Annotated in this window: 15 protein-coding genes; 11 read left to right on the forward strand and 4 right to left on the reverse strand. The window is 63.2% G+C overall.

Going from position 1 to position 15966, the window contains the following annotated elements:
- Window positions 1-241: 241 nt before the first annotated feature.
- Both BTN82_RS29470 and BTN82_RS29475 read right to left on the reverse strand, forming a co-directional pair.
- A complete protein-coding gene (locus tag BTN82_RS29470) occupies window positions 242-2020 on the reverse strand; it encodes a GspE/PulE family protein (protein WP_075122520.1) in 1779 nt (592 codons plus the stop codon).
- A 129-nt stretch (window positions 2021-2149) separates the two neighbouring features.
- Entirely contained in the window at window positions 2150-2470 is a 321-nt protein-coding gene (locus BTN82_RS29475; RefSeq protein WP_075122521.1) for a hypothetical protein, read from the reverse strand.
- Window positions 2471-2594: 124 nt separating this feature from the next.
- Here BTN82_RS29475 and BTN82_RS29480 point away from each other — a divergent pair, with 124 nt between their 5' ends.
- A complete protein-coding gene (locus BTN82_RS29480; protein ID WP_007928270.1) occupies window positions 2595-3065 on the forward strand; it encodes an Lrp/AsnC family transcriptional regulator in 471 nt (156 codons plus the stop codon).
- Window positions 3066-3161: 96 nt separating this feature from the next.
- Here BTN82_RS29480 and BTN82_RS29485 read toward each other — a convergent pair whose 3' ends face one another.
- On the reverse strand, window positions 3162-4529 hold the full coding sequence (locus BTN82_RS29485; RefSeq protein ID WP_075122522.1) for an inorganic triphosphatase: 1368 nt from the start codon (window positions 4527-4529) through the stop codon (window positions 3162-3164).
- A gap of 158 nt (window positions 4530-4687) precedes the next feature.
- Between BTN82_RS29485 and argE the strand changes: the two genes are divergently transcribed.
- The 10 genes from argE to BTN82_RS29535 all read left to right on the forward strand — a co-directional run bounded on the left by argE (window position 4688) and on the right by BTN82_RS29535 (window position 15042).
- Window positions 4688-5836 carry an acetylornithine deacetylase gene (gene argE / locus BTN82_RS29490; RefSeq protein WP_075122716.1) on the forward strand — a complete coding sequence of 383 codons (1149 nt, stop codon included), beginning with the start codon at window positions 4688-4690 and terminating at the stop codon, window positions 5834-5836.
- Between the two features lie 145 nt (window positions 5837-5981).
- Complete coding sequence (gene argA, locus BTN82_RS29495) at window positions 5982-7280, forward strand: amino-acid N-acetyltransferase (RefSeq protein ID WP_075122523.1); 1299 nt, start codon at window positions 5982-5984, stop codon at window positions 7278-7280.
- 507 nt (window positions 7281-7787) lie between these two features.
- Window positions 7788-9161, forward strand: coding sequence for an OprD family porin (locus BTN82_RS29500; protein ID WP_075122524.1), 1374 nt, complete (start codon window positions 7788-7790; stop codon window positions 9159-9161).
- A 272-nt stretch (window positions 9162-9433) separates the two neighbouring features.
- On the forward strand, window positions 9434-10072 hold the full coding sequence (locus BTN82_RS29505; protein ID WP_075122525.1) for a peroxiredoxin: 639 nt from the start codon (window positions 9434-9436) through the stop codon (window positions 10070-10072).
- 289 nt (window positions 10073-10361) lie between these two features.
- Window positions 10362-10955 (forward strand): NADPH-dependent FMN reductase, encoded by a 594-nt coding sequence (ssuE, locus tag BTN82_RS29510; RefSeq protein WP_038574950.1) that lies wholly within the window; start codon window positions 10362-10364, stop codon window positions 10953-10955.
- Window positions 10956-11045: 90 nt separating this feature from the next.
- On the forward strand, window positions 11046-12014 hold the full coding sequence (locus BTN82_RS29515; protein ID WP_075122526.1) for a sulfonate ABC transporter substrate-binding protein: 969 nt from the start codon (window positions 11046-11048) through the stop codon (window positions 12012-12014).
- A gap of 25 nt (window positions 12015-12039) precedes the next feature.
- Entirely contained in the window at window positions 12040-13188 is a 1149-nt protein-coding gene (gene ssuD / locus BTN82_RS29520) for an FMNH2-dependent alkanesulfonate monooxygenase (protein ID WP_075122527.1), read from the forward strand.
- A 9-nt stretch (window positions 13189-13197) separates the two neighbouring features.
- Entirely contained in the window at window positions 13198-13986 is a 789-nt protein-coding gene (ssuC, locus tag BTN82_RS29525) for an aliphatic sulfonate ABC transporter permease SsuC (RefSeq protein ID WP_075122528.1), read from the forward strand.
- Window positions 13983-14789: an aliphatic sulfonates ABC transporter ATP-binding protein gene (ssuB, locus tag BTN82_RS29530; RefSeq protein WP_075122529.1), complete on the forward strand. Its 807-nt coding sequence runs from the start codon at window positions 13983-13985 to the stop codon at window positions 14787-14789. The genes ssuC and ssuB overlap by 4 nt, the downstream gene beginning before the upstream one ends.
- 37 nt (window positions 14790-14826) lie before the next feature.
- Entirely contained in the window at window positions 14827-15042 is a 216-nt protein-coding gene (locus tag BTN82_RS29535) for a molybdopterin-binding protein (protein ID WP_007928303.1), read from the forward strand.
- Between the two features lie 128 nt (window positions 15043-15170).
- Here BTN82_RS29535 and BTN82_RS29540 read toward each other — a convergent pair whose 3' ends face one another.
- On the reverse strand, window positions 15171-15815 hold the full coding sequence (locus tag BTN82_RS29540) for a TetR/AcrR family transcriptional regulator (RefSeq protein WP_075122530.1): 645 nt from the start codon (window positions 15813-15815) through the stop codon (window positions 15171-15173).
- Window positions 15816-15966 lie beyond the last annotated feature (151 nt).

The following is a 15966-nucleotide window of genomic DNA, read 5'->3' on the forward strand; positions in this document are numbered from 1 at the left end:
TCGTGCATCATGTCGGCTTCCAGGTGGTTGCGCAGCGCACTGGCGTTCAGCTGGCTGTCCGCCAGGGCGTTGGCCAGCTGCGTCTGACCCCACCAGCCGATACCCGCTACGAGGGCGATGGCCAGCACGCTGACTGCTCCAGAGACGATCATTTTCTGACGGATGTTCATGCCTGTTCCCTGCTTGCCTTGATCTGTGGCTAAGCGTAGTCCAGGGTCGCGCAACGTGGCTGGGAGGGAGGCTATCGCTGCTCGCTTTGTGGCGTGACGCGCAATATTTCCTCAAGCGTTGTCAACCCGGCCGCGACTTTCTGCGCGCCCGACAGACGCAAGCTGCGCATGCCTTCCGCAAAGGCCAGGCGGCGTATGGCGAGCAGGTCGGCATCGGCGGTTATCAGGTCTTTCAGGCGATCACTCAATGGCATGATTTCATACACTCCGGCGCGGCCCCGATAACCGGTATCGCGACATTCCGCGCAGCCGGTGGCCTGGTGGGCGTGGCCGGGCAACGGCGCCTGCCAGGGCCGGGTCAGGTTTTGCCAGTCACTTTCCACCAGCGTCATCGGGGTCTTGCAGTGCGAGCATAGGGTGCGCACCAGGCGTTGGGCCATGACCCCCAGCAGCGTGGCCTTGATCAGGTAGGGCGCGATGCCCAGTTCCAGCAGGCGGCTGATGGCGCCGGGCGCGTCGTTGGTGTGCAGGGTCGACAGCACGAGGTGGCCGGTAAGCGCGGCCTGGATCGCCATTTCCGCGGTTTCCAGGTCGCGGATCTCGCCGATCATGATGATGTCCGGGTCCTGGCGCATCAGGGCGCGCACGCCGCTGGCGAAGGTCAGCTCGATGTTGGGCTGGACCTGCATCTGGTTGAACGCCGGCTCGACCATCTCGATCGGGTCTTCGATGGTGCAGAGGTTGACCTGCGGCGTCGCCAGTCGTTTCAGGGTGGTGTACAGGGTGGTGGTCTTGCCCGAGCCGGTGGGGCCGGTGACCAGGATGATGCCGTTGGGCTGGCGGGTCATGTCCTGCCAGCGGCGCAGGTCGTCGCTGGAGAAGCCCAGCTGGTCGAAGTCCTTGAGCAGCACCTCGGGGTCGAAGATCCGCATGACCATTTTCTCGCCGAAGGCGGTGGGCAGGGTCGACAGGCGCAACTCCACTTCGCCGCCCTCGGGGGGCTTGGTCTTGACCCGGCCATCCTGGGGTTTGCGTTTTTCCGCGACGTTCATCCGACCCAGGCTTTTCAGGCGGCTGACGACGGCCATGGTGACCTGGGGCGGGAACTGGTAGACGTTGTGCAGCACCCCGTCGATGCGAAAACGCACGCTGCCGTGCTCGCGGCGCGGTTCGATGTGGATATCGCTGGCGCGCTGCTGGAAGGCGTACTGGAACAGCCAGTCGACGATGTTGACGATGTGTGCGTCGTTGGCGTCCGGCTCCTGGTCGCTGGCACCGAGGTTGAGCAGTTGTTCGAGGTTGCCCGGGGCGTGGCTCTTCTGCTCGGCGCTGGCGCCGGTGACCGATTTGGCCAGGCGGAAGAATTCCACGGTCAGGCGCTGGATCTCCAGCGGGTTGGCCACCACTCGCTTGATCGGCAGTTTCAGCACGTGGGTCAGGTCGGCTTCCCAAGCGCCGACATACGGCTGGGCGCTGGCCACGGTGACGGCCTCGCGATCGATCGATACCGCGAGGATCTTATGGCGCTGGGCGAAGGCGTAGGACATCAGCGGGGTGATGGCGGCGACGTCGATGTGCAGCGGGTCGATGCGCAGGTACGGCTGGCCGGCCTGGTGTGCCAGCCACTGGGTCAGGGTTTCCAGGTCCAGGCGCTTGCCGGGGCGGCTGAGGTCGTTCAGGTGCTGGCTGGCGAGAAATTCCAGCGGGTGCAGTTGGCTGTTGGCGGCGCTGCGACGCGTGCTCAGGGCCTGTTCGGCCGAGTCCTGGCCGATGAAACCCTGGGCGACCAGATCGCGCAGCAGATCGTTGAGATCCAGCCAGCGATCCTGGGTGACGAGGGGAACGGACATGCGGGCTCCTTGTGAACAATCCGGCGGCAGCGGCCTGGGTAGATGCGCCTCTGACCACGGATTGCCAAGAATAGTCCCGGGGCGGCGACCGCCAGTCGCTCAAGCGTTGCCGGATTTTGCCGGGAGCCCTCAGCCGACCGCCTGCAACGCCTCGTGCTCGGCACGTTGCAGTTGCACCGACGACACGCTGATCAGGTTGCGCAGTTTTTCTGCGATGACTTGCGCGCGGTGCCAGCTCAGGCCGTCGAGCACGATGTCCATCAGCAGCGAATCGTCCTGTTGCCGTACCTGGACTTGTTGCGGCAGCAGGGATTGCAGGGCGAAATGGTTGAGCACTCGGCACAACACGTCCGTCTCGGCATCGCTGACCAACTGGTAGTGCACCCGGCAATGGGTGTTGGCGACATTCCACACATCGGCGCGGGAACTGACAGCTTCAAGACGGGGCATGGGATTCTCCTGGGAAGTGGAGAAATTTTTACATTCGGTTTCGGGTATTTCTTATCTAAGATGAAGGAGTTTTCGCAATTTACGAATCATCTGATTCGTCTTGATAAGTTATTGGGGAATTTATATGCATAGCGAGCTGGACGCTTACGACCGGCGCATTCTGGCACTGCTGCAAGAGGACGCTTCGCTGTCCAGCGCGCAGATCGCCGAGCAGGTGGGGTTGTCGCAGTCGCCGTGCTGGCGGCGTATCCAGCGGCTCAAGGAAGAGGGAGTGATCCGCGGTCAGGTGACCTTGCTCGACCGCAAGAAAATCGGCCTCAACACGCAGATCTTCGCCGAGGTCAAACTCAACGCCCACGGCCGTTCCAACTTCACCGAGTTCACCGAGGCGATTCGCGGTTTTCCGGAAGTGCTGGAGTGTTATGTGCTGATGGGGGCGGTGGATTTCTTGCTGCGCATCGTGACGGCGGACATCGAGGCTTACGAGCGTTTCTTCTTCGAGAAACTGTCGATGGTGCCGGGGATCCAGGAGGTGAATTCGATCGTGGCGCTGTCGGAGATCAAGTCCACCACCAGCTTGCCAGTATTGCGCTAAGCGGGATGGTGTTGCGGCTGACGCTATCGCGAGCAAACTCGCTCCTACAGGGACTACGCAGGTCTTGTAGGAGCGAGCCTGCTCGCGATGAAGCCCTTACATGCGCAGCAAGGTTTTCCAGGCGCGGTTCTGGAACACCGTGATCGCCTGCTGCTTGCGGGCGTCCAGGGCTTCGTCGGTGATCGGTTCGTTGGCCAGTTGCGCCAGCTTGTTCAGCTCGCCGTACAGACGGTCCAGCTCGGGGATGTCCAGCGCGTTGCGCGCGTGGTGCAGCCAGGCCTGGATACGTTCGATACGCGGCAGTTGCTCGGCGAGGTCTTCCGGCTGCTGCTGGTAGCGCGGCAGTTGCAGGGAGCTGGCTTCCTCGGCCAGCAGGCGTGGCAACCAGCTGCCCAGTTGCGCCGCACCCTGGCGATTGCCGCGGGTATTGCGCTCGGCGGCCCAGCTGCGGGCCAGCAGCCAGCGCGAGGTGTTCAGCGAGAACAGACCCCAGCGCACGTCTTGCAGCTCTTCGACGAACTGTTCCGGCGCGGCCTTGCGCACGTCTTCGTCGTCCTGGCCGGCTTGGACCAGCGGGCGCCAGTCTTCCAGCAGGCCGTCCAGCGCGGCGCGCAGTTCGGCGGTTGCCTGGCGCGGCGCGGCCTGGCCCAGGCTGCTGGCCAGGGCGCGCAGTTCCGCCAGGTTGTCGACCCAGTCCTGCAGCAGGCGCCAGTGACCGTTGAAGCGATATTGCTCGGCCAGGCGCTGGCTGCTGCCCAGCAGGTGCCAGGCCAGTGCCGCGAAGGCATCGTCCAGCGGCATCTCGGCACTCAGCTCCGGCGCGGGCAGGCTCAGGGAATAGCTGTTGGCATCGAACAGGCGGTAGCCGCGCTCGGCCTTGCTGATGTCGCAGGGCATCAGCGGCAGGCTGGCCGCGAGTTCTGCCGCCAGTTCCAGCAGGGCGGCCGGTTCGCCTTCGCGCAGTTCCAGCTCCAGTTCGCAGATTTCTTCTTTCTGCTTGCCGGCAATGACCTGGCCCAGGTCCAGCGCGGCTTCGATCACTACCTTGGCTTTGCCGCGGCCCCAGGCGATTTCCGCGCGTTCGCGGACGAAATCGGTGGTGAAGATCGGCTTGAGGGTTTTCTTGTCCAGCTCGGCCAGCTGTTCCGGCCAGCATTCGCCGTCGAGTTTCTTCAGGTCGAGCTTGGCTTTGGCCAGGTGCCAGTCGTACTCGTTGCGCTCCGACAGGCCGGCGATGCTCTGGCCGCGGGTCTTGAGGGTCTGGATCACTTCTTCGCCGTCGCGGCGCAGGCGCAGGGCGACCTTGGCGCGGGCCAGGTCGCGCTCGGGCGTGTCGAAGTACTGGTTCATCAGCTCACGGTGTTCCCAGCCACTTTTGTTGCGTTTTTTCAGGAGCGGGTGCTCACGCAGGGCGGCGAGGGTTTCGCGGCTGACGCGGAGTTTGATTTCGGTTTCTTTCTGCATGGCCGGAAAATCCAGGATCGGGGATGCAGCCGGGGGAATGTGTGGCTGCCAAGGCCGTGCAGTGTACAGGACTCGCCGCATCGAGGCGCCGTGACGGTTTATTCCTGTTGCAGGATGGCTCTATGATGGGCCTCGTCTTGCAACCAGGGAGCCAGCGCATGCCATTGCCGTCCATGAAAGAGCAGTTCGCTGCGCTGATTGCCGCACCTTCGGTCAGTTGTACCCAGCCGGCGCTGGACCAATCCAACCGCACGGTCATCGACCTGCTGGCGACCTGGCTCGGCGACCTGGGTTTTGCCTGTGATATCCAGCAAGTCAGCCCCGGCAAATTCAACCTGCTCGCGAGTTTCGGCAGCGGCCCCGGCGGCCTGGTGCTGGCCGGGCACAGCGACACCGTACCCTTCGACGGCGCGCTGTGGCAGACCGATCCGCTGAAACTCACCGAGGTCGACGGGCGTTGGGTCGGCCTGGGCAGCTGCGACATGAAGGGCTTTTTCGCCCTGATCATCGAGGCCGTCCGGCCGTTGCTGGACCAGCCGTTCAAGCAACCGCTGCTGGTGCTTGCCACCTGCGACGAAGAAAGCTCCATGGCCGGCGCCCGGGCCCTGGCCGAAGCCGGCCGGCCCCTGGGACGCGCCGCGGTGATCGGCGAGCCGACCGGGCTCAAGCCGATCCGCATGCACAAAGGCGTGATGATGGAGCGCATCGATATTCTCGGGCGCAGCGGCCATTCCTCCGACCCGAGCCTGGGCCGCAGCGCCCTGGAAGCCATGCACGACGCCATCGGCGAACTGCGGGGCCTGCGCCTGTCGTGGCAGCGCGAGTTCCGCAATCCGCAATTCAGCGTGCCGCAGCCGACCCTGAACCTGGGTTGCATCCACGGCGGCGACAACCCGAACCGCATCTGCGGCCAATGTTCGCTGGAGTTCGACCTGCGGCCTCTGCCGGGCATGGACCCGCAAGCGCTACGGGCGGCGATCCGGCAGAAGCTGGTGTCCGTGGCCGAGCGGCACCAGGTGCAGATCGACTACGCGCCGCTGTTTCCCGAGGCGCCGTCGTTCGAGCAGGTCGAAGATGCCGAACTGGTGCGGATCGCGGAGCGCCTGACCGGCCATCGCGCCGAAGCAGTAGCGTTCGGCACCGAAGCGCCTTATCTTCAGCGCCTTGGCTGCGAGACGCTGGTGCTGGGCCCGGGCGACATCGCCTGCGCGCACCAGCCGGGGGAATACCTCGAAATGTCACGCTTGCAGCCTACCGTGCATCTATTACGTGAACTGATTAACCATTACTGCCTGACGCCGGGCTGATTTTTCGCTAAATCACCGACGATCGAGCCCGTACCTAAAGGAGAGCGAGCGTGTCGCCAAGCCTGTTCCGACGATAACCACCAGCCCGCTGTGCGTTTTTCCGTTTCGTCCTTTTATAGGCTGCTCTTATTTACAGGCTCAGGTTATGCCCGAATACGTCAATTGGCTGCGTCACGCTTCTCCCTATATCAATGCCCACCGCGACTGCACCTTCGTCGTCATGCTGCCCGGCGACGGCGTCGAGCACCCGAACTTCGGCAATATCGTCCACGACCTGGTGCTGCTGCACAGCATGGGTGTACGCCTGGTGCTGGTGCACGGCTCGCGTCCCCAGATCGAAACCCGCCTGGCCGCGCGTGGCCTGACCCCGCACTACCATCACGGCATGCGGATCACCGATGCGGCGACCCTGGAATGCGTGATCGACGCCGTCGGCCAGTTGCGTATCGCCATCGAGGCGCGGCTGTCCATGGACATGGCGTCCTCGCCGATGCAGGGCTCGCGGCTGCGGGTAGCCAGCGGCAACCTGGTCACCGCCCGGCCGATCGGCGTGCTCGAAGGCGTCGACTATCACCACACTGGCGAAGTGCGTCGGGTCGACCGCAAAGGTATCAACCGTCTGCTGGACGAGCGTTCGATCGTCTTGCTGTCGCCGTTGGGCTACTCGCCGACCGGGGAAATCTTCAACCTCGCCTGCGAAGACGTCGCCACCCGCGCCGCCATCGACCTGGGAGCAGACAAGCTGCTGCTGTTCGGCGCCGAGCAAGGCTTGCTGGATGCCAGCGGCCATCTGGTGCGCGAGTTGCGCCCGCAACAGGTACCGGCGCATTTACAGCGCCTGGGCGGCAACTATCAGGCGGAATTGCTCGACGCGGCGGCCGAAGCCTGCCGAGGCGGAGTGGGGCGCAGCCATATTGTCAGTTACGCCGAAGACGGCGCGCTGCTGACCGAACTGTTCACCCGCGACGGTGGCGGTACGTTGGTGGCCCAGGAGCAGTTCGAGCTGGTGCGCGAAGCGGCCATCGAAGACGTCGGCGGTTTGCTGGATCTGATCAGCCCGCTGGAAGAGCAAGGGATCCTGGTGCGGCGCTCGCGCGAGGTGCTCGAGCGTGAAATCGAACAGTTCAGCGTGGTCGAGCGCGAGGGCATGATCATTGCCTGCGCGGCGCTCTACCAGATTGCCGACTCCGATGCCGGCGAGTTGGCCTGTCTGGCGGTGAACCCCGAATACCGCCACGGCGGTCGTGGCGACGAATTGTTGGAAAGGATCGAGACCCGGGCCCGGGCCCAGGGCCTGAAAACCCTGTTTGTCCTCACCACCCGTACCGCCCACTGGTTCCGCGAGCGCGGTTTTGCGCCGAGCAGCGTCGAGCGCCTGCCTTCTGCGCGGGCCTCGCTGTACAACTACCAGCGCAATTCGAAAATCTTCGAAAAAGCCCTCTGAACGATCGTTAGCCCAGAAACCCGCTCTTGACAGGAGCGGGTTTTTTGCTGTGTTTGCCGGGCACGGTTTTTATTTCAGAAAAATAAATGTCGGCGATACAAAAACTGTAACAAATTGACGAGAGCATTCACGTTTAGCCATTATTGCGTCGCCTTTTTGATACTGGTTGACGTATCTGGCTTATGTTGTAACTGATCGATCTAAGGCTTAGCAGGGAAATACCATTCAGGAATCAGATAGGGCGCCGATACCTTGTGCCACGGCTCAAGACGTGCACCTTGGCATATTTCCGAATGGCATGAAAAAGAACGAAATAATTCTTTTTGGGTTTATGAGAAATTCATTACCCTGCAAGGACCCAATCAATGCGATTAGACCTTGGTCGTAGACACAGATAGTTACGATTGACTTATCGGTCACGGTCTGGCGCTAATCGCCCACCGATGGACCCGGGGCATAAGACCCTGGGCCTGAGTACACAAGAATTAGAAACGAGAGGAGCGAAACATGAACAAGTCCACCTTGGCCCTGGCTGTGGCCGTTGGGGTTCTGGCGCAGCAGGCAGGCGCCGCCGGTTTCATCGAAGACAGCAAGGCCACTCTGGGTCTGCGTAACTTCTATATCAACACGGATAACCGCGACAGCGACACCAAAGCGTCCGGTGCGCAGAGCAAGCAAGAAGAGTGGGGCCAAGGCTTCCAGCTCAACTTCACTTCCGGCTACACCGAAGGCACCGTGGGCTTCGGTCTCGACGCCATCGGCCTGCTGGGCATCAAGCTGGATTCGGGCGGCGGCACCAACGGCGCTACCGCTACTTCCTATGGCGGCACCGTATTCCCAAGCAAGTCCAACGGCGAAGCGGTAGACAACTACTCCAGCCTGGGCCTGACTGCCAAGGCCAAGATCTCGCAAACCGAACTGAAGCTGGGCACCCTGCAGCCAAAACTGCCGGTCATCGTGACCAACGACGGTCGTATGCTGCCGCAGACCTTCCAGGGTGGTCAGATCACCTCGAACGACATCAAGGACCTGACACTGGTCGGTGGTCAGATCGAGCACGCCAAGGGCCGTAACTCGAGCAACAACGAAGAACTGTCGATCGCTGGCGCCAACGCGCACACCGCTGCCGGCCGCGATAGCAACAAGTTCATCTACGGTGGTGGCGACTACAAGATCACCAAGGATCTGACGGCTCAGTACTACTACGGCAACCTGCAAGACTTCTACAAGCAGCACTTCGTTGGCCTGCTGCACAACTGGGCGATCGGCCCGGGCGTATTGAAGTCTGACTTGCGCTACTTCAACAGCCGCAACGACGGTGCCAACGGCCACGATCCGGCCTACTACACCACTGGCGACTACGGCACCGGCATCACCAAGGGCAAGGTCGACAACAACCTGATCAGCGGCCTGTTCCTGTACTCGGTCAACGGCCACACCTTCGGTGGCGGTTACCAGGTGAGTAACGGCGACAGCGACTTCCCTTGGCTGAACCAGGGTGACGGCTCGTCGGCGTACCTGACCACCGACATGCAGATCGCCAAGTTCGCCCGTGCCGGCGAACGTACCTGGCAAGCTCGCTACTCCTACGATTTCGCCAAGGTCGGCGTACCTGGCCTGACCGCCGGTGTGATCTACCTGCGTGGCGACAACATCGACACCACCGGCAAAGAAGGCTCGGTCCTGCCTCAGCGTACCGTTTCGGCGACCAACGCCAGCGAATGGGAACGCGACCTGACCGTGGCCTACGTGATTCCGGAAGGCCCGCTGAAAAACCTCGGCCTGACCTGGAAGAACGCCATGTGGCGTAACGACATCCCGGGCCAGCGTTCCCAGGATGAAAACCGTCTGATCGTCAGCTACTCGATTCCGCTGTTGTAATCCGACGTTAAAACCTCGCCCGGCGCAATGCCGGGCGAGGTGTTGTCATCCAGGTCGGACCCACCCCCGCAGGTCCTCCCTGAAACCCCTCTTTACAGCTACTCAAGGCCTTCTCGAACCTTGTCGAAGATGGTGTGCCCTGAGCGCGCGCGAATCCAGTGAAGAGATTTTTAATATTCACTTTCGATCTAGATAAATCGACATTTATTCTTTTTAAATATCCTTCGGCGCAGGCAGAGTAGAGCTCATAACGCACTCACAGGAGCAGCAACATGAGCCTCAGACTGGGCGATATCGCCCCCGACTTCGAACAGGATTCCAGTGCCGGCAAGATTCGTTTCCATGAGTGGCTCGGCGACAGCTGGGGCGTGCTGTTTTCCCATCCGGCGGACTTCACCCCGGTGTGCACCACGGAGTTGGGGTTCACCGCCAAGCTCAAGGAGCAGTTCACCCAGCGCGGGGTGAAAGCCATTGCCCTGTCGGTGGACCCGGTGGACTCGCACCACCGCTGGATCGAGGACATCAACGAAACCCAGGACACCGTCGTCAATTTCCCGATCCTGGCCGACGCCGACCGCAAGGTCTCGGACCTGTACGACCTGATCCACCCGAACGCCAGCGACACCCTGACCGTGCGTTCGCTGTTCGTCATCGACCCGAACAAGAAGGTGCGCCTGACCATTACCTATCCGGCCAGTACCGGGCGCAACTTCCACGAGATCCTGCGGGTGATCGACTCGCTGCAACTGACCGACAACTACAAGGTGGCCACGCCGGCCAACTGGCAGGACGGCGACGAGGTGGTGATCGTGCCGTCGCTCAAGGACGAAGACGAAATCAAGCAGCGTTTCCCCAAGGGCTATCGCGCGGTCAAACCCTACCTGCGCCTGACGCCGCAGCCCAACCGTTAACACCACGGACCGCAGGAGCGAGGCTTGCCCATGGCGCGATATCGCGGATGACGCTGTCGCAGGCCGGCCTCGCCTCTACAGGTCGTGTATCGCATCCACAAAGCAGGGGTTTTAAGGCCGTTTCGACGGCCTATTTTTTTGTCTGGAAAATTTGAATTTTTATATTCATTTGTGGAATAAACAAATGAATAAATAAGATTTATGGATATATAAATAGGCTGTTAAGGTCTGCTCAGCTCAGCGAGATCGCAAACCGCGAATCGCCCATCACCGTAAAGGATATCCCTGCATGCTGGTCGTCTCACTCGGTGGCAGTCCTAGCCAACGCTCCCGTTCCGGGGTGCTGCTGGAACACGCCAAACGCTGGTTGCAGCAACAAGGTGTGGAAGTGGTCGATTACCAGGTACGGGATTTTCCGGCCGAAGACCTGCTCCACGCACGCTTCGACAGCCCGATGGTGATCGACCTGTTGCAACAGATCGAACAGGCCGATGGCCTGCTGATCGCCACTCCGGTCTACAAGGCATCGTTTTCCGGCGCGCTGAAAACCCTGCTCGACCTGCTGCCGGAGCGCGCCCTGAATCACAAGGTAGTGCTGCCGATGGCCACGGGCGGTAGCATCGCCCACATGTTGGCGGTGGACTACGCGCTCAAGCCGGTGCTGTCGGCCTTGAAGGCCCAGGAGATGCTCCAGGGCATCTTCGCCGAGGACAGCCAGATCGCCTACGGCGAAGGCAGCGCCCAGGCACAGTTGGCACCCGCCTTGGAACAGCGTTTGCGCGAGGCGCTGGAGCAGTTCCACAGCGCCATGGCGCGACGTCCCAAGCCGCTGGACCCGAATCTGTTGAACGACCGTTTGTTGAGTGCTCGCTGGAGCATTTGAGCCCTACCCGGAATTTGCATCACTCACCTTACTCAGCCGCTAACGGCTTAGCAGGTGCAGCCAAAACCCAACAGCAAAAAGGAGAGCGCCATGCGCCCTGTGATTTTGCGTCGTGGTCTGGTCGCTCTGCTTGCTGCGGCTGTGTCCTTCGGCGCCATCGTTCAAGCCCACGCGGCCGAGACCCTGCGTATCGGTTATCAGAAGTACGGCACCCTGGTGCTGCTCAAGGCCAAGGGTTCGCTGGAGAAGCGCCTGGCGGAGCAGGGCGTGCAGGTGCAATGGACGGAATTCCCCGGCGGCCCGCAGTTGCTGGAAGGCCTGAACGTCGGCTCGATCGACTTCGGCGTCACCGGCGAAACCCCGCCCGTGTTTGCCCAGGCCGCCGGCGCCGACCTGCTGTACGTGGCCTACGAGCCGCCGGCGCCGACCAGCGAAGCGATCCTGGTGCCCAAGGGCTCGCCGATCGAATCGGTGGCGCAGCTCAAGGGCAAGAAAGTCGTCCTCAACAAAGGCTCCAACGTCCACTACCTGTTGGTCCGCGCCCTTGAAGACGCCGGCCTCAAGTACAGCGACATCCAGACCGTGTTCCTGCCGCCGGCCGATGCCCGCGCCGCTTTCGAGCGTGGCAGCGTCGATGCCTGGGTGATCTGGGACCCTTACCAGGCGGCGGCCGAGCAACAGCTGCAAGCCCGCACCCTGCGCGACGGCAGCGGCATCGTCGACAACCACCAGTTCTACCTGGCGACCAAACCCTATGCGCAGCAGCACCCCGAGGTGATCAAGACCCTGGTGGAAGAAGTGCGCGCGGTGGGTGAATGGTCCAAGGCCAACCCGAATGAGGTGACCCAGCAGGTGGCGCCGCTGCTCGGCCTGCCCGCGGACATCACCCTGACCTCGGTGAAACGCCAGGGTTATGGCGCGCAGTTCCTGACCCCGGAGGTGGTGGCGGCCCAACAGAAAATCGCCGACAGCTTCCACCAGCTCAAGCTGATCCCCAAAGCCCTGAGCATCAAAGACGTGATCTGGACGCCGCCAGCCGCCGTTGCCAAAGCGCCGTAATTCGATTCCCTTAGGAGACAACTCCATGAGCCTCAATATTTTCTGGTTCCTGCCTACCCACGGCGACGGCCATTACCTTGGCACCGCCGAAGGCGCTCGCGCCGTCGACCACGGTTACCTGCAACAGATCGCCCAGGCGGCCGACCGTCTCGGTTTCGGCGGCGTGCTGATCCCCACCGGGCGTTCCTGCGAGGACTCCTGGCTGGTGGCGGCCTCGCTGATTCCGGTGACCCAGCGCCTGAAGTTCCTGGTGGCGCTGCGCCCGGGGATCATTTCCCCGACGGTGGCGGCGCGTCAGGCGGCGACCCTGGATCGCTTGTCCGGCGGCCGGGCGCTGTTCAACCTGGTGACCGGCGGCGATCCGGACGAACTGGCCGGCGACGGCCTGTTCCTCAGTCACGAAGAGCGCTACCAGGCGTCGGTGGAGTTCACCCGCATCTGGCGTCGTGTGCTGGAAGGCGAAACCGTCGACTACGACGGCCAGCACATCAGCGTGAAGGGCGCCAAGCTGCTCTATCCGCCGATCCAGCAACCGCGTCCGCCGCTGTATTTCGGCGGCTCTTCGGAGGCCGCGCAGGACCTGGCCGCCGAGCAGGTGGAGATGGTCCTGACCTGGGGCGAACCGCCGGCCGCGGTGGCCGAGAAGATCGAGCAGGTCCGGGCCAAGGCCGCCAAGCAGGGGCGCAGCGTGCGCTTCGGCATTCGCCTGCACGTGATCGTGCGCGAAACCAACGCCGAAGCCTGGCAAGCGGCCGAACGCCTGATTTCCCATCTGGACGATGACACCATCGCCCGGGCCCAGGCGTCCCTGGCGCGTTTCGACTCGGTCGGCCAGCAACGCATGGCGGCCTTGCATGGCGGGCGCCGCGACAAATTGGAAGTCAGCCCCAACCTCTGGGCCGGCGTCGGCCTGGTACGCGGCGGCGCGGGCACCGCGCTGGTCGGCGATGGTCCGACCGTGGCGGCGCGGATGAAGGAGTACGCGGACCTCGGTATCGACACCTTTATCTTCTCCGGTTATCCGCACCTGGAAGAGTCGTATCGAGTGGCCGAGTTGCTGTTCCCGCACCTGGATATCGAACGTCCCGAGCTGCCCAAGGGGGCCGGGTACGTCAGCCCGTTCGGCGAAATGGTCGCCAACGACATCCTCCCCAAAGCTGCGTCCCAGAGCTGAGGCGTGGCCATGAATAGACAAACCTTGCTGCATCGCCTGGCGCCCTGGGCCCTGCCGCTGCTACTGCTGGCGGTGTGGCAGCTGTCGGTCTCGGCCGGCTGGCTGTCGACGCGCATCCTGCCGGCACCCAGCGCGGTGATCGCCGCTGGGGTCGAACTGGTCCGCAGCGGCGAAATCTGGACTCACCTGGCCATCAGCGGCTGGCGCGCGGCGATCGGTTTCCTGATCGGCGGCGGCATCGGCCTGGCCCTGGGTTTCGTCACCGGCCTGTCGAAGTGGGGCGAACGCCTGCTGGACAGCTCGGTGCAGATGATCCGTAACGTGCCGCACCTGGCGCTGATTCCCCTGGTGATCCTGTGGTTCGGCATCGACGAGTCGGCGAAGATTTTCCTGGTGGCCCTGGGCACGCTGTTCCCGATCTACCTGAACACCTATCACGGCATCCGCAACGTCGATCCGGCGCTGGTGGAGATGGCGCGCAGTTATGGCCTGAGCGGTTTTGCCCTGTTCCGCCAGGTGATCCTGCCCGGCGCCTTGCCGTCGATCCTGGTGGGCGTGCGGTTCGCCCTGGGCTTCATGTGGCTGACGCTGATCGTCGCGGAAACCATTTCGGCCAGCTCCGGCATCGGTTACCTGGCGATGAACGCCCGGGAATTCCTGCAGACCGACGTGGTGGTGCTGGCCATCGTCATGTACGCCGTACTCGGCAAACTGGCTGACCTCGCCGCACGGGGCCTGGAACGCGCCTGGCTGCGCTGGCATCCGGCCTATCAAGTGGCCAAGGGCGGTGCGCAATGACGGCTCAACAACCTCCACGCCTGCTGCGCGGTATTCCGCTGGCGGTGCGCAAACTGCAAAAGACCTTTGGTTCGCGCCAGGTGCTGCGCGAGATCGACCTGCATATCCCGGCCGGGCAATTCGTTGCGGTGGTCGGCCGTAGCGGCTGCGGCAAGAGTACCTTGCTGCGCTTGCTGGCAGGCCTCGACAAGCCCACTGGTGGGGAGCTGCTGGCCGGCGCCGCGCCGCTGAGCGAGGCCATCGAGGACACTCGCCTGATGTTCCAGGAGGCGCGCCTGCTGCCCTGGAAGAAAGTCATCGACAACGTTGGCCTGGGCCTCAAGGGCAACTGGCGCGCGCAGGCCCTGGAAGCCCTGGAAGCGGTCGGCCTGGCCGATCGCGCCAACGAGTGGCCAGCGGCTTTGTCCGGCGGCCAGAAGCAGCGGGTGGCCCTGGCCCGAGCGCTGATTCACCAGCCGCGCCTGTTGCTGCTGGACGAGCCGCTGGGCGCGCTGGATGCCCTGACCCGGATCGAGATGCAGCAGTTGATCGAGCGCCTGTGGCAGCAGCATGGCTTCACCGTCCTGCTGGTCACCCACGATGTCAGCGAAGCGGTGGCGGTGGCCGATCGGGTGATCCTGATCGAAGAAGGCGAGGTCGGTCTCGACTTGCTGGTGGAGCTGCCGCGTCCGCGGGTGCGGGGCTCCCATCGCCTGGCCGCGCTGGAAGCCGAAGTCCTCAACCGCGTGTTGTCGCTGCCCGGGTCGCCACCCGAGCCGGAACCCGTTTCACCCTTGCCCACGCAATTGCGTTGGGCGCAGTAACAACCTCACACCCTCTACCACGACAGGAATCAACACCATGACTATCAAGGCCATCAACGTTCGCAACCAGTTCAAAGGCACCATCAAGGAAATCGTCGAAGGCGACGTGCTGTCGGAAATCGATGTACAGACCGCCTCTGGCATTGTCACGTCGGTGATCACCACCCGTTCGGTCCGCGAGCTGGAGCTGGCGATCGGCAGCGAAGTGATCGCGTTCGTGAAGTCCACCGAGGTGTCGATCGCCAAGTTGTGATCGGTGCGCGACAACCGGCCCCGGACGGCGCGAGCCCTTCGGGGCTTTTTGTTGGGGTGGGATGGCGTTTGGAGTGAGTGGCGTGGAGAGGTCGAGGCCGTTATCGCGAGCAAGCTCGCGATGGGGTATCAGCCCGCCCGCGGCAGCTCGCGCTTGGGCAGGTAGGGCGGCAGGTACAGCCCCAGGTAGGCGTCGAACACGCGCATGCCTTCCTCGGCCATGCGCCCGGTGATCTGCCCGTGCTGCTGCACCGAGCGTGCGTAGACACGGTCGCCCAGCTCCATGGCCAGGGCGAACACATCGACATCCTCGGGCAGCGCCGGCAGTTGGAAGTGCTGGTCGAACAGCTTGTGCATCAGGTCGCCCAGTTCGATGTCGTGCTGGCGGTCGGCCTGGGTGACCTCGGTGAGGCCGTGCTGGGCGAGGATCAGTTGGCGAGCTGCGGCGTCGTCGCTGTAGATCTCCAGCATGCGCTGTTCGACCAGGCGCGACAGGTCGCGCCAGTCGCGCAGCGAGGCGTGCTCGATGGGCTCTTGCAGGCAGGCGCGGAACGCCGCGTGAACGTCGGCGGTCAGGGCCTCGAGCAGGGCAGGAACGCTGGCGAAGAAGTGATAGACCGAGGAGGGCGGGATGTCCGCGCGTTCGGCCACGCTGTAGATCGACAGGCTGGCCACGCCCTCGGCGGCGAGCAGGGTGCGGGCGGCGTCGAGTATCGAGTCGATCCGGGCCTGGCTGCGCGCGCGGGGTTTGCGAAGGGGGGCGGGGCGGGTCATTACGGTCTCCTCACAGGGCAGCGGGCATTGTACGAGGCGTGTTGTGCGTTGTCTGCCAGGACGCCTTCGCGGGCAAGCCTCGCTCCTACAAGGTTTGCGTTGCTTCTGTAGGAGCGAGGCTTGCCCGCGATCCGCCGGAAGGCGGCCATAA

The sequence above is a fragment of the Pseudomonas chlororaphis genome, from assembly GCF_001921865.1.
Lineage (GTDB): Bacteria > Pseudomonadota > Gammaproteobacteria > Pseudomonadales > Pseudomonadaceae > Aquipseudomonas > Aquipseudomonas chlororaphis_D.

Bases quoted from the DNA above. Each gene is read 5' to 3' on its own strand.
- argE (WP_075122716.1), top strand. From the start codon at position 4,688: ATGCCATTGCCGTCCATGAAAGAGCAGTTCGCTGCGCTGATTGCCGCA.
- BTN82_RS29475 (WP_075122521.1), bottom strand. From the start codon at position 2,470: ATGCCCCGTCTTGAAGCTGTCAGTTCCCGCGCCGATGTGTGGAATGTC.
- ssuD (WP_075122527.1), top strand. From the start codon at position 12,040: ATGAGCCTCAATATTTTCTGGTTCCTGCCTACCCACGGCGACGGCCAT.
- BTN82_RS29470 (WP_075122520.1), bottom strand. From the start codon at position 2,020: ATGTCCGTTCCCCTCGTCACCCAGGATCGCTGGCTGGATCTCAACGAT.
- BTN82_RS29485 (WP_075122522.1), bottom strand. From the start codon at position 4,529: ATGCAGAAAGAAACCGAAATCAAACTCCGCGTCAGCCGCGAAACCCTC.
- argA (WP_075122523.1), top strand. From the start codon at position 5,982: ATGCCCGAATACGTCAATTGGCTGCGTCACGCTTCTCCCTATATCAAT.
- BTN82_RS29540 (WP_075122530.1), bottom strand. From the start codon at position 15,815: ATGACCCGCCCCGCCCCCCTTCGCAAACCCCGCGCGCGCAGCCAGGCC.
- BTN82_RS29505 (WP_075122525.1), top strand. From the start codon at position 9,434: ATGAGCCTCAGACTGGGCGATATCGCCCCCGACTTCGAACAGGATTCC.
- ssuE (WP_038574950.1), top strand. From the start codon at position 10,362: ATGCTGGTCGTCTCACTCGGTGGCAGTCCTAGCCAACGCTCCCGTTCC.
- BTN82_RS29515 (WP_075122526.1), top strand. From the start codon at position 11,046: ATGCGCCCTGTGATTTTGCGTCGTGGTCTGGTCGCTCTGCTTGCTGCG.
- BTN82_RS29500 (WP_075122524.1), top strand. From the start codon at position 7,788: ATGAACAAGTCCACCTTGGCCCTGGCTGTGGCCGTTGGGGTTCTGGCG.
- BTN82_RS29535 (WP_007928303.1), top strand. From the start codon at position 14,827: ATGACTATCAAGGCCATCAACGTTCGCAACCAGTTCAAAGGCACCATC.
- ssuB (WP_075122529.1), top strand. From the start codon at position 13,983: ATGACGGCTCAACAACCTCCACGCCTGCTGCGCGGTATTCCGCTGGCG.
- ssuC (WP_075122528.1), top strand. From the start codon at position 13,198: ATGAATAGACAAACCTTGCTGCATCGCCTGGCGCCCTGGGCCCTGCCG.
- BTN82_RS29480 (WP_007928270.1), top strand. From the start codon at position 2,595: ATGCATAGCGAGCTGGACGCTTACGACCGGCGCATTCTGGCACTGCTG.